This is a genomic window from Arthrobacter saudimassiliensis, assembly GCF_059090665.1.
The window spans coordinates 1-12922 of sequence record NZ_JBNHFX010000005.1 but is presented as its reverse complement, the minus strand read 5'-3'; the positions used below and the strand labels follow the sequence as shown (position 1 = coordinate 12922).

Genomic DNA, 12922 nt, shown 5'->3' with positions numbered 1-12922 from the left:
TTCGTGTCCGGCCCTGCGCGGGCCGGCGGGAGTCAGACGATGGTGTAGCCGCCGTCGATGACGATGTTCTCACCGGTGACCATGGCTGCCTGCTCGGACGCGAGGTAGCCGATCAGCGCCGCAATCTCCTCGGGCTGCGCGAAGCGTCCCACCGGAATCTGCTCCCGCATCTTCCGGCCGGCCTCGCCCGCCCACGCTTTGCGGCCCAGCTCGGTTTCCACCACCGTGGGGGAGATGGCGTTGACCGTCACCCCGCTGGCGGCCCACTCCGCGGCGAGCACCTTGGTCATCCCGACGACGGCGGCCTTGCTGGCGCAGTAGGCCACGTGCCGGTCCAAGGACACCACGCTGGCCTGCGAGGCAAGGTTCACGATCCTGCCGTAGCCCTGCTCGGTCATCACCCGGCCCGCGGCCTGGGACATTAGGAACGTGGCCGTGAGGTTCAGGTCCAGGGTCTTCCGCCAGGCATCTTCGCTGAGGTCCAGTGCGGCGTCCAGCAGGGCCATGCCCGCCGAGTTGACCAGGATGTCGATGCGGCCGGAGGCTGAGACGGCGTCGGCGACGATGCTCGCCGGAGCGCCCGCTTCGCAGAGATCGGCCACAATGAAGTGGTGTCCGCTGCCCGGAAGCGCCTGGACCGCCTGCTGCACTGTCTCGCTGCGGTCCACGCCCACCACTGCGGCGCCTTCAGCGGCGAACCACGCGGCGGTGGCCTGGCCGATGCCCTGTGCCGCCCCGGTGATGAGCGCCGTGCGGCCGGCAAACTGCCCGGCCATCATGCAGCCTCGTAGGAGCAGATCGCGTCCACCTTGGCGGCGGAGGCGCTGGTGGGATCAAAGGTGTAGCCCAGCCATTCGCGGACCAGGCGGCGCGCCAGCTCGAGGCCGACCACGCGCTCTCCCATGCACAGCACCTGCGCATTGTTGCTCAGCACCGAGCGCTCCACGGAGTAGGAATCATGGGCGGTGACGGCACGGACGCCGGGAACCTTGTTGGCCGAAATGGCCACGCCCAGACCGGTCCCGCAGATCAGCAGGGCACGGTCCGCCCGCCCGTCCGCGACCATCCGGGCCGCTTCCACGGCTACGTGCGGATAGGCGGTGTTTTCATCGCCGGTGACGCCCACGTCCACGACGCCGGCCACACGGTCGTCCTGCTCGAGGTCCTGCTTGAGAACCTGCTTGTAGCTGAGGCCGGCGTCGTCACTGCCGACGACGATGCGGAGTCCATGAGTAGTCACTGCTGCACCTTGTCCTTCTCTGTAGTGGTGGCCGTCGAATCGGTCGGATCCGTCGGATCCGTCGCGGCAGCTGAATCATCGGTGAGAACCTCGCTCCCGACGGCGGTGAGGAGAAGCGCCATGGAGGTGGCGCCGGCGTCGGGCGTGCCGATGCTCTTTTCGGCCAGCGGGCGGGCCCGGCCGACCTGGGGGCGCAGGCGCGCGGTGTCAGCGGCGGCATCGGTTGCCGTCTGTGCCGCTGCCCGCCAGGCCTCCGCCAGCTCCTGGCCGGAACTGTTCCGGACAGCGCGGTCCTGCCCCGCGCTGTCCTGTCCGACGGCGGAGCGCAGCTGGTCGGCGAAAGGAATAAGCGCGTCCAGCAGCGTCTTGTCCCCGGCCTTGGCGCCGCCCAGTTCCTGGATGGCCCGGGTAAAGGCGTCCACGGCGCGGCTGGCGTCGGCGGCCTCGTACGCTGCGGCCTCTTCGTCCAATGAGGATCCGGCGGCTTCCAGCGCGGCGCCCCAGAGCACCCCGGACGTGCCGCCGGCCTGCGCGGCCCAGGCGCGTCCGGCGGTGCGAAGCAGCCAGCCGGCGCCGGCGTGTTCCGGCAGCGCTTCGGCGGCGGCGAGCGCGGCGGCGGCGCCCTTGACCATGCCGCGGCCGTGGTCGCCGTCGCCGGCGACGGCATCGATGGCGCCGAGCTCGGATTCGTGGCTGCGCAGCAGCCGGTCCGCGGACCGCAGGCCGGCCAGCACATGCCCGGCCAAGGTACGGGAGGCCGTGCCGGCGTCGGGAACCTGCTCCGCTTCACCGGTTGCCTGCCCGCGGGTCAGCACCGAGGTGTCCAGTGCGGCCAGCGGGGCAGCCTGCTTGCGGTAGGCGGGCGTGTCGGCATCGGCCCGCCAGTACGTTTCCAGCTCATCGTTGAGCCAGAACAGGGTGAGCGAGCAGCCGCCCATGTCCAGGCTGGTGACCAGCTCACCGACCTCAGGCTCGATGAGCTGAAGGCCGGCATCCCGCAGACGGGGAGCGACGTGTCCCCAGAGCAGGAACAGCTCCTCATATTTGGTGGTGCCCAGGCCGTTGAGGATGACGCCCACCCGGGAGCCTGCGCCGTCGGGCGCCGCCGCCAGCAGTGAGGACACCAGCGTTTCCGCCAGCTCATCGGCGGTGGGCAGCGGTTCATCACGGATGCCCGGCTCGCCGTGGATGCCCAGGCCGAGGCCCAAGTGCCCCTCCGGCACGGTGAACAGGGGCTGCTCGGCGCCGGGCATGGTGCACCCGGAGAAGGCAACGCCGAGGGAGCGGGTGGCGGCGTTGGCCTCGCGGCCCACGCGCTCGACGTCGTCGAGGTCCAGCCCGGCGGCCGCAGCGGCGCCCATGGCCTTGAAGACCGTGAAGTCGCCGGCGATGCCGCGCCGTTTCTCCTCCTCGGCGGCCGAGGCAATGTCATCGGTGACCGTGACGATGCGGGTGTCGATGCCCTCCTCGCGCAGCCTGCGGGCCGCGATGCCGAAGTTCATGTTGTCTCCGGCGTAGTTGCCGAAGGTGAGGATGACGCCGCGGCCCTGCTCCGCGGCCTTCGCCACGGAGTAGACCTGCGCTGCGGAGGGAGAGGTGAAGATGTTGCCGACGACGGCTCCGGTCGCAAAGCCAGGGCCGACCAGGCCCGCGAAGGCCGGGTAATGGCCGGAGCCGCCGCCGACGATGACAGCGACCTGCGGCTCGCCGGAGGGGAGGGCCACCACCCCGCCCGGCACGGCCCGCAGCCGGTCCGCGTAGAGGTCGGTGAAACCGGCGAGCTGGTCCTCACAGAATTCACTCGGGTCGTTGAAGATCCTGGTCATGTCGCTGCTTTCTTGCTCAGGGGGTGGGCGGTGCGGGTCAGGCCTGCCTGCGGGCCGGAGCCTGCTCCACCGCCAGGTACCGGGTCAGGTAGAAGGCCACTGCGTACAGGGCCACGAAGGCCCAGACGACGCCCACGTTCCCGCCCCAGGGCAACACGGCAGCCACCACGGCGGAGCCGAGGAAGGCCGCGCCGCCGGCTGCGGTGGTGTACATGGCCATGGCGGCGCCCTTATGGTTGGGGGTCATCGCCGGCATGATCGCGCCCATCGGCACAAAGCCGGCGAGCAGGATGCCGAAGGTCACGCCGGCCAGGACGGACAGCCAGTAGCCCCAGTCGGAGCCCGGCTCCACCAGGTGCGGCACGTACCACCAGGCGAGCAGGCCCAGGGCGGACCCGGCGACGCCGAACCAGCGCACGGTCCGCTGCCAGCCCCACTTGTCGCCGATGGCACCGAACACCGCGTTGAAGGCGATGTTGGACGCGTAGACAATGACCGTCATGATCAGCCACTGCGACTGGCTCCAGCCGAGCTGGTCCACCATGACGGCGGGCAGGATGATGAACATGCCGTACTGCGGCGCCGTGTTGATCAGGCGGACCACGAAGCCGACGGCGATGCGCGGCTCCTTGAACATGACCCGCAGGCCGCTGAAGATCACCGCGGAAGCGGTCTCGCCTTCGGGAGCCAGGCGCATCCGCCCCTTGGGTTCCTTCACGGCCAGGAAGCCGATCAGGAAGCCGGCGAGGACCAGGGCGATGGAGATCCACATGGCACCGGTCTCGCCGCTGAAGCCGCCGCCGAACGCGGGGATGGCCACGACGGCCACCAGCGAACCCAGGGTGGGCAGGCCGCCGGTGAACATGACATAGAACCAGCCGACGGCCGTGCCGCTGCGCTCCTGCGGGGCGACGGCGTTGATCCAGACCAGGAAGGCGAACGCGAACAGCGGGTAGCCGAAGCCGCGGAAGAAATAGGTGATCATCACGGCGGCTGCGGACTCGGTGGCGATGGCGCCGATGAACAGCACCTCGAAGATGACCCAGACCAGGAAGCCGAGCAGCATGACCTTGCGCGGGCCCCAGAGGTCGGCGAGCGCACCGGAGAGGTAGGAGCCGATGGTCACGGAGACGCCGTAGAGGGTGATGATGGTGGGCACCAGGTACGCCTCGGAGCCGAGGGCGTTGCTCAGGTGCGGGGAGATGAAGTTGGACTCGACGCCGTTGCCGGTCATGAAGACCAGGACGGCCAGGAAGCCCCATTTGAGGGAGTTCGGGATGCCCAGCTTGTCGAAGCGGGTTTCCGGCGGGGCCGGGGTGGGCGCAACAGTGCTCATGGGTGTTCTTTCTGACGGACCATGCCTTCCTCCGCCGCGGCAACGCTGCCGCGGCGGAGGAGGGGGAGGTCAGTTGGGCAGGATGGAGACCTTCACGGATTCGCCGCTGGAATCGGCAACCATGTCCAGGGCGTCCTGGAACTTCTCCAGCGGGAACTGGTCGGTGCAGATTTCGTCCAGGGGCAGGACGCCGGACTCGATCATCTTGATGGCGGCCGGCCAGCAGTGCGGGCCAAGGTGTGCGCCGAAGACGTTCAGCTCCTTGTCGTCGCTGATGATTGACCAGTCGACCGTGACGTCGGAGCCGAAGACCGAGTACTCGACGTAGGTGCCGAGCTTGCGGAGCAGGTTCAGGCCCTGCTTCACCGCGGAGGGGTGGCCGGTGCCTTCGATGTAGACGTCTGCGCCGTATCCGTCGGTGAGTTCCTTGATTTTCCCGACGGCGTCTTCGCGGGAGATGTTGATTGTCAGGTCCGCGCCGCACTTGCGGGCCAGCTCCAGCTTGTGGTCGGACATGTCCAGGGCGATGACCTTCAGGGGGCTCTTCGCCTTGGCGCCGGCGACCATGCCCAGGCCGATCGGGCCGCACCCGGCGATGACCACGACGTCGTCGAAGGTGATGTTGGCGCGCTCGACGGCGTGGAGGGAGCAGGAGAGCGGCTCGGCGAAGGCAGCGTGGGCCGGGGGCAGTTCGGAGGAGACCTTGTGCACGCGGGCCTTGGCCGGAACCAGCATGTATTCGGCCATGGCGCCGTTGTAGTTGCGGAAGCCGAACATATCGTGCGGGCCGCACATCCAGTACTGGCCGCGCTGGCAGTACCGGCACTCACCGCACGGGACGATCTGCTCGCAGGCGATGCGGTCCCCGACAGCCACGCCGTGAAGTTCCAGCGCCGAATCGGTGGCTTTGACGATGGTTCCGACCAGTTCGTGGCCCGGGGTGACGCCCTTCTGGGCCCAGGCGGGGCGGTTTTCGTCGCCCCAGAACTTCGCGGCGCCGTGGTAGCACTTCAGGTCGCTGGCACAGACTCCAACGGCCTCTACCCGGATGAGCATCTGATCATCGCCGATACGGGGGACCGGGACTTCTTCCAGTGTGTAGTTCTCCGGTCCGTGGCACACCACGGCCGACATGGTTTCCGGAAGTTCAGCGGTTGCAGCCATGGGGCTCCTCACTCCGTCGTGATTTAGATAACGTCCCCACCGTACCGGGATCTGAACATGTGTCAAGAACAAATGTTCACAGTGAACACATGTTCATATCCGGGTAGGTTGGCAGCTGTTTCCCGGCAGAGGGCACACCGTCCCGCGGGTGCTACAGTGCGATTCGATTTGTCTACTTCCACGGAAGGTGTGCGTGTGCCCGCCCAGTCCAGGCCTGCGGAGGCCGCCGGAGCCAATCCGGCCTACGAGGCCGCCCGGGCCTACTACGAGCACAACGAGACCCAGGCCGAGATTGCGGCCAGGATGGGCGTCTCGAGGGCAACCGTCAGCCGGCTGCTCGCGGAGGCCAGGGAGAACGGAATCGTACGCATCCGGGTGGTGAACCCGGACCAGCAGGGCATGGAGGACCTGGCCGCGCGCACCGCCGCCGCTCTTGGCCTGCCCCGGGTCTATGTGGCGTCCGGAAATCAGTCCCACCAGCTGGGCCGTGGACTGAATCCGCAGGTGCGCCAGGCCATGGTGGACATGCAGCTGGTGCCCGGCGACGTCCTGCTGGTTTCGTCAGGGCGGACCGTCTATGAGGTCAGCCGGACCGAGCTGCCCTCGCTGCACGGCGTCGTCGTCGCCCCCACGGTGGGGGGACAGGCGGAGCCGGAGCCCTGGTACCAGACCAATGAAATCACCCGGGCCGTCGCGGAGCAGACGCAGGCCCAGCCCACCTTTCTGTTCGCCGAGGCCAAGCCCTCGCCGGTGATGTTCGAGGCGCTGCAGCACGATCCCGGCTTCCAGCGCATCCAGCGGCTGTGGGAGAGCGCCGCGGCCGCGCTGGTCGGCATCGGCGCGCCGACGAGCACCCGCAGCTCCATCTCCCCGGCCATTCCCACCGACAGCGAGGCCCTGACCCACGCCGTCGGCGACGTCTGCCTGAACTTCTTCGACATTTCCGGCCGCGCGCTGGACTTCCCCGGGCATGAGCGGATGATCCGCACGCCGGTGCAGGTCCTGCGGAGGATCGAGCACTGCGTGGCGGTGGCCGTGGGCGGGCACAAGGCGCTGAGCATCCTGGCCGCGGCGCGGCTGGGCGTCATCAACCGGCTGGTCACCGACGAGCACACTGCGGAGGCGATTCTGGCCACGGTGGGCCAGCAGCGGGGGTAGCGCGGTGCTCCTGGACGCGCGGCTCGGCGATATCGTGGATGTTGCCCTGTCCGGCGCCGATGATGACGAGCGGCGTCTTGTGATTGGTCGGCTGCTGCTCGAGTCGCTGCAGGCTGATTACTTTTGTTCCTTTCTTGTGGACGAATCCGGCCCTTTCGCCGAAGTCCAGTCCTTGAACATGCCGCCGGAGCTCTTCGGCAGGTACCGGTCCTATTACCGGCACCGCGACACGCTGACCCCGGAGCTGATGCGCTGCGGCGGAGCGGTCGCCGCAGATGCACGCCGGGTGGCTGCCGATACCGCCGGGCGTGAGTTCGGCCGCGACTTCCTGCAGGCCAACGGCCTGTGGTACGGGATGAACTATTTTCCCGCAGATCCTGGTCCGGGCTCGTTCGACTTTCGGATTTGGCGCTCCGCGGGCGGCCGGCCGTTTGGCGACCGGGAGCTGCGGTTGCTGCAGCGCGCCGGCGACCTGCTGGAGCGCACCTGGTCCAGGGGTATGGCGGCCAGGACTCGGACCCTCACAGTCAGGGAGGCCGAGGTGGCGCGCCTCATCAGCACCGGTGCGTCGGACAAGGAGATCCGGCGCGAGCTGGGCTTGGCCCAAGGCACGCTGCGCACACACACAAGCCGGATCTTCACCAAGCTGGATGCGTCCAATCGAAGCCAGGTAACAGCCGCCATGGTCCGGTGGTATCGGCAATAGTGCCGATGCCGTAGTGCCCGGCCTTTCTGCCATTCTGGGCGCAGACAGCAGATCCAAACCGGAGGAACACAGCCATGGACAGCGTTATGTCATCCACCCTCATTGATTCCCGCCAATGGGGGCAGCTGCTGCGCCGGGCAGCGGATGAAGATCCGGCGGCTCTGGACGTGCTCGGTGCAGACGACCAGGAGGGCACCTGGTGCGAACGGCCCGAGGCACCGGCATTGCGCGGCCAGCTGGCGGATGCACCAACACGGCCGTTCCCGCTGGTGGTCAAGGCGAACATTTCGGTGGCCGGATACGCCCTCTCGGCCGCCAGCCCGGTGCTGGCCGAAAACCGCAGACGCATCGACGCGCCGGTGGTGTCGGCGTTGCGGGCCCGAGGAGCCGTGGTCACCGGCACCGCCAATATGCATGAGCTTGCCTACGGCATTACGAGCGAAAACGGCGGGTTCGGGGTTGTCCGCAACCCCGTTGTTCCCGGTTTCTCCGCGGGCGGGTCCAGCGGGGGCAGTGCGGCGGCGGTGGCGCGCGGCTATGCTCCTGTCGCCCTCGGCACGGATACGGGGGGATCCGTCTCCATTCCTGCCTCAGTTTGTGGGGTGGTCGGTTTCCGGCCGACCGTGGGACGGTGGCCGGGCGAGGGGCTGGTCGGGCTGTCACACAGCCGCGACACACCAGGAGCCTTTGCCCGCAGCGTGGCCGACCTCGCCACCGTAGACGGTTGGATCGCGGGCACTGCGGCGCGGCAACGCACCGGGGATCTGCAGGCGTCGCTGCCCCACCGTTTGGGCGTTCCCGCGGAGCTGACGGCAGCGCTGGATCCGGACACCGCGGCTGCCTTTGCTGCGGCGCAGGAGAGGCTTGCGGGCGCAGGAGTCGAACTCGTTCCGTTGAGCCTGGGGTCGGTCCTTGAACTGGTCGGCGCAGTACAGTGGCACCTCGTGGCCTGGGAATCCCGGCAACTGCTGGAAGCCGCCGCGGCAGAGGCATTGGACCTGCCCGGCGGCGAGGCTTGGAAAACGTTGGTGGAAGGCGTGGCGTCCGCGGATGTCCAGAGCCTGCTGCAAGCCCTGGACCAGGAGCCACCGCAGCTGGAGGACTACCGGCGCGCCGTTGGCATGTTGTGGCAGGCACGCTCACGCTACCGGGCGTTGCTCGATGCCCACAGGGTCTCGCTGCTGCTGTTTCCAGCCGCACCGCGGCCGGCAACACCGATTGGGACAGGGGGCACCGTGATGCACCTGGGCTTCGAACAGGAGGTCTTTCCATTGATGACCCGCAATACAACGGCCGGGACTGTCCTGCGCTGCCCCATGCTGACGCAGCCGATGCTCCCGGCATCGGACGGTCGCCCGCAGGGCATCACCCTGCAGGGCGGCGCGCAGGAGGATGACGCGGTGCTGGCCGCCGCGGCTGCGCTGGAGGCTATCCTCGCCTCCTGAAATCTGCGGGGCTGCCGGGGGCGCTGCAGCTATCGCCGCTGGACGGCTGCGAGCCGGTGCATCGTCTCCCGGGTGGCGGGGTACAGCGCGTCGTAGGCGTCAAACAGCTCGTCGTACAGCTCGGCCGTCTGCGGATTCGGTTCTACGGTCTCCTTGATGACCGCCCAGTCGGTCTCCGCGCTGACCGCGCCGGTGCCGATGGCCGCCATGTGCGCGTCACCATAGCTGGCGCCGATGGCCTGCCGGGGCAGGGACTGCTCGCGTCCGGTGACGTCGCTGACGATCTGCAGCCAGAGCCGGGACTGCGTGCCGCCCCCGACGGCGACCAGGCGGCTGGTCTCTTCCGCCGCGGCGCCCATGAAGCTGAGGATCTGCCGCACCCCGTAGGCCACGCCCTCGTAGGTGGCCCGGAACAAGTGGCCCCGCGTGTGGCTGAGGGTCAGTCCGGTGATGGTGCCCCGCGCGTCACCGTCGAAGATCGGCGTGCGCTCGCCGGCGAAGTAGGGCAGCACCAGCAGCCCGTCCGAGCCGGCCGGCACCGTGGAGGCCTCGGCCAGCAGCTCCTCGAAGGAGGGGTTGCCGAACAGCTTCTGCATCCAGGTGGTGAGGCTGCCTGAGGTCGACATGCCGGCGGCGATGCACAGCGAGTCCTTGTCTACGCCCGTCGTGGTCCACAGTTTTTCGTGCGCCCGGTAATCGTGCAGGTTCTGTACGAAGAAGAACGTTGACCCGTACATCAGCATGGTGTCGCCCGGCTTCCGCGCACCGGCGCTGAACGCCTCTGCCCAGGCGTCAATGGTGCCGGCGCAGACGGGAGTGCCGGCCGGTATGCCGCTCGCCTCCGCAGCGGCGCGGTGCACCCGGCCGACGACTTCCAACGGCCAGGCCAGGCGCGGAACCTCAAGGTGTCCAGCCACAGCGCCGTAGTGCTGTCGCGACCAGTCGCCGGCATGCATGTCGTAAAGCGGGTCGGACTGGCTTGCCGAGTGGTGATCCTGCACGTACTCGCCCGTCAGTTTGGCGACGATAAAGGAATTGAGGCCGAACCAGTGCGTGGCGGCGCGGAACACCTCCGGCTCCCGGTTCTGCAGCCAGCGCAGCTTCGGGCCGACGGACTGCGAGGACAGCATCTTGCCGCCCAGGGCGAAGAGCGCCTCGGAGCCGAACTCGGTGTTCAGTTCCTCGATTTCGCGGTGCGCGCGGGTATCAATGCCGTACAGGATGGCCGGGCGCAGGGGGCGGAAGTCCGCGTCGGTGACGACCAGCGACGGGCCCATGCCGCTGACGCATACGCCCTGCAGCGCGGCGGCGTCACGGTCCGCGAGCAGGGTCCGGCTGAGCTGACAGACCTCGGCCCACCACACGCCGTCGGCGTCAAATTCGGCCCAGCCGGGCCGCGGCATGGACATTTCGTGACGGATGGCGGCCTGATCCAGAACCGTGCCCTCCGCGTCCGTCAGAACGGCCTTGCTGCTGCCGGTCCCGATATCGATGCCAAGGAACATGCCCTTACCCTTTCGCGTTGCGCCGTGGCACGCGGCTGCGCGTAGCCCAGCTCACACTATCGGTTTTCGGGTGGGGCAGCTCGAATCAGACGGCGGCGTCGGGCTCCGTGAAGAGCCGTGGCTCGTCCGCCCAGACGCTCTCGACCTCCGCCACGGTGCGGCGCATGATCCGGTCCATGGCCTCCCGCGCGGTGTCGGGATCGTGGCCCTGGATGGCGTAGGCGACGTCCACGTGCAGCTGCAGCGCCTCCTCGTGGGGGCGGTCGGGCATCAGCCCGTAGTCGGTGCGGCCGCGCAGCACCTCGGCGATCATCGATTCCATCCGGGTGAACATTTCGTTTCCGGAGGCCGCCAGGACCAGCGCGTGGTAACGGATATCGAGGTCGAGGAAGCGCTGCAGGTCACCGGCCCGGCCCACGGCGCGCATCTGCGCGGCGACCCCCATCAGCTCCGCGGCGAGGTCCTCCGGGCAGTACCGGGCCGCGAGTTCGGCGGCGGCGGGCTCGACGGCGGAGCGCAGCTCGGTGAGTGAGCGCAGCTGGGCCCCCTTGCCGTCGGCGGCGAGCCGCCAGCGGATGACGGACGGATCGAAGACGTTCCACCCGGCTGCCGGCAGCACCCGGATGCCGACGCGCTTGACGGTCTCCACCAGCCCCAGCGACTGCAGCACCCGGACCGCCTCCCGGGCCACGGAGCGGGAGACCTGCAGCTCGGCCTCCAGCTGCTCGGAGAGCATGGTGTGTCCCGGGGGCAGCTCGCCGGAGACCACCCGCCGGCCCAGGCTCTCCACCACGAGGCTGTGCAGGCGTGAGCTCATGCTGCGGCGGGGGTAGGAGTCATCCGCTCATTGTATGTAACCTGCGCCGCAGTCCCTGAGGCTCCGGTGTGTGCTGCGTGCCGCGTCAGGGAGGCCGGCGCCGCCGCCGGGACAGCCTACGGCTGCGGCTTCACCACCGGGAAGGCGCCGAGGTCGTGGCCTTCCTCTTCCTCGAAGAGGCTCGACGCCGGGCCCAGCAGCAGCGGATCGGGAGCGTGCGCCACCTGCGGGTCCTTGTTGGGGTAGTCCACGCTGTGCAGGACGAAGCGCATCGCTTCGAGGCGGGCGCGTTTCTTGTCATTGGACTTCACCACGGTCCACGGCGCGTCACCGGTGTCGGTGTAGAAGAACATCGCTTCCTTGGCCTCCGTGTAGGCGTCCCACTTGTCCAGGCTGGCCAGATCGGTGGGGGAGAGCTTCCACTGCTTGACGGGATCGGTCTCCCGGGCGGCAAAGCGGGCCAGCTGCTCCGCCCGGCTCACCGAAAACCAGAGCTTGAACAGGATCACGCCCGAGTTGACGAGCATGCGCTCCAGCTCGGGCACTTCCCGCATGAACTCCAGGTACTGCGCCGGGGTGCAGTAGCCCATGACGCGTTCGACGCCGGCGCGGTTGTACCAGGACCGGTCCATCATCACGATCTCCCCGCCGCTGGGCAGCTGGGAGACGTAGCGCTGGAAATACCACTGCGAGCTTTCCTGGGGCGTGGGCTTCTCGAGCGCCACGATCCGGGCACCGCGGGGGTTCAGATGCTCCTCGAAACGCTTGATGGCCCCGCCCTTGCCGGCGGCGTCCCGGCCCTCGAAGATGATGAGCATTTTCTGCCCGGTCTCCTTGACCCACAGCTGCATCTTCAGCAGCTCGATCTGCAGGGCCCGCTTCTGCCGTTCGTAGGGCCGGCGTCCGAGCTTGGTGTCGTACGGATAGTGCTGCCGCCACGCCTCCTCGCGCTGCCTGCTGTCCAGCTTGCGGGTCTTGGCCGTGAGCTCCTGCATCTCGTCCAGCTCGCCGGCGTAATCCACGGCAAGCCCCTGTGAGGGCTGCGCCTCTACGGCCTTTGGACCCTTTCCGCCGCGGCTGCCGTTCCTGGAACGCGGTGCCGGGTCCCTGCCGTCGCTGCGGGCAGCGGCGTCCTGCGCTTCGGTGCTGGTCTTGGCCATGTCGCCTCCTTGGCGTGGCGGGTGCATCCGTAGCACCGAATGTACGTGCCCGGCGAGGGCCGGGGAAAGGCCCGTTGGGCGACAGCTGCCCGAGGACCGCACCTGTCCGCAAAGCGGTGGCCCGCGCTCGGCCCGCTTTCTAGCGTGGGTGGAAAGCGGGGGCGGCCGCCGCGCGGAGGGCCCCGGTGATGCAAACGGCACCGCCAGACGCCGGCGCGGCACAACGGAAAGGAAGAGGCATGGGATTGATGGAGATGCAGCTGGCGCAGCAGATTGTCCGCGAGCGGGCGCAGGACGCCGAACGGCACTGGGCCCGGCGCCGCCTGCTCCAGGACCGCCTGCCGGCTTCGACGCCCCACGGACAGGGCAGCACCCCGCGCCGACAGCTGACGCTGCTGCTGGGACACCTGCTCCACTTGAGGGTCCGCCGCCTTGAGGAGACGGCCGTCGAACAGGCGGCAGGATCCGGATTTGCGCGGGTGCCGGAGGGCGTGTAATGTTTTGGAAGTCGCCGCGGCCGGGACGCTGGAAAAGCGCCCGAAGCATGGCGGCCAACCCCAACAAA

At 68.7% G+C, this 12922-nt stretch carries 12 protein-coding genes; 4 read left to right on the top strand and 8 right to left on the bottom strand.

What is annotated here, in order from left to right:
- Positions 1-32: 32 nt before the first annotated feature.
- The 5 genes from AC5RV6_RS16110 to AC5RV6_RS16090 form a co-directional block, all read right to left on the bottom strand.
- The gene (locus AC5RV6_RS16110; protein ID WP_494008373.1) at positions 33-776 is read right to left on the bottom strand and encodes a GolD/DthD family dehydrogenase; all 744 of its coding nucleotides are present in this window, start codon (positions 774-776) and stop codon (positions 33-35) included.
- Positions 776-1240, bottom strand: a complete 465-nt coding sequence (locus tag AC5RV6_RS16105; RefSeq protein WP_494008372.1) for a ribose-5-phosphate isomerase — start codon at positions 1238-1240, stop codon at positions 776-778. Before AC5RV6_RS16105 ends, AC5RV6_RS16110 begins: the two co-directional genes overlap by 1 nt.
- Positions 1237-3066, bottom strand: a complete 1830-nt coding sequence (locus AC5RV6_RS16100) for a dihydroxyacetone kinase family protein (RefSeq protein ID WP_494008371.1) — start codon at positions 3064-3066, stop codon at positions 1237-1239. Before AC5RV6_RS16100 ends, AC5RV6_RS16105 begins: the two co-directional genes overlap by 4 nt.
- 37 nt (positions 3067-3103) lie before the next feature.
- On the bottom strand, positions 3104-4402 hold the full coding sequence (locus tag AC5RV6_RS16095) for an MFS transporter (RefSeq protein WP_494008370.1): 1299 nt from the start codon (positions 4400-4402) through the stop codon (positions 3104-3106).
- A 69-nt stretch (positions 4403-4471) separates the two neighbouring features.
- The gene (locus AC5RV6_RS16090) at positions 4472-5566 is read right to left on the bottom strand and encodes a zinc-binding dehydrogenase (RefSeq protein ID WP_494008369.1); all 1095 of its coding nucleotides are present in this window, start codon (positions 5564-5566) and stop codon (positions 4472-4474) included.
- A gap of 195 nt (positions 5567-5761) precedes the next feature.
- Here AC5RV6_RS16090 and AC5RV6_RS16085 point away from each other — a divergent pair, with 195 nt between their 5' ends.
- The 3 genes from AC5RV6_RS16085 (at position 5762) to AC5RV6_RS16075 (ending at position 8875) form a co-directional block, all read left to right on the top strand.
- A complete protein-coding gene (locus tag AC5RV6_RS16085; protein ID WP_494008368.1) occupies positions 5762-6724 on the top strand; it encodes a sugar-binding transcriptional regulator in 963 nt (320 codons plus the stop codon).
- A 4-nt stretch (positions 6725-6728) separates the two neighbouring features.
- Entirely contained in the window at positions 6729-7430 is a 702-nt protein-coding gene (locus tag AC5RV6_RS16080; RefSeq protein ID WP_494008367.1) for a response regulator transcription factor, read from the top strand.
- Between the two features lie 167 nt (positions 7431-7597).
- Positions 7598-8875 (top strand): amidase family protein, encoded by a 1278-nt coding sequence (locus tag AC5RV6_RS16075; protein WP_494008366.1) that lies wholly within the window; start codon positions 7598-7600, stop codon positions 8873-8875.
- A 29-nt stretch (positions 8876-8904) separates the two neighbouring features.
- Here the strand turns inward: AC5RV6_RS16075 and AC5RV6_RS16070 are convergent, their stop codons facing one another.
- The 3 genes from AC5RV6_RS16070 to ppk2 all read right to left on the bottom strand — a co-directional run bounded on the left by AC5RV6_RS16070 (position 8905) and on the right by ppk2 (position 12357).
- Positions 8905-10380: an FGGY-family carbohydrate kinase gene (locus AC5RV6_RS16070; RefSeq protein ID WP_494008365.1), complete on the bottom strand. Its 1476-nt coding sequence runs from the start codon at positions 10378-10380 to the stop codon at positions 8905-8907.
- Between the two features lie 85 nt (positions 10381-10465).
- A complete protein-coding gene (locus AC5RV6_RS16065) occupies positions 10466-11197 on the bottom strand; it encodes a FadR/GntR family transcriptional regulator (RefSeq protein WP_494008364.1) in 732 nt (243 codons plus the stop codon).
- Between the two features lie 116 nt (positions 11198-11313).
- A complete protein-coding gene (gene ppk2 / locus AC5RV6_RS16060) occupies positions 11314-12357 on the bottom strand; it encodes a polyphosphate kinase 2 (protein ID WP_494008363.1) in 1044 nt (347 codons plus the stop codon).
- A gap of 239 nt (positions 12358-12596) precedes the next feature.
- Between ppk2 and AC5RV6_RS16055 the strand changes: the two genes are divergently transcribed.
- Positions 12597-12854 (top strand): hypothetical protein, encoded by a 258-nt coding sequence (locus tag AC5RV6_RS16055; RefSeq protein WP_494008362.1) that lies wholly within the window; start codon positions 12597-12599, stop codon positions 12852-12854.
- Positions 12855-12922: the final 68 nt, after the last annotated feature.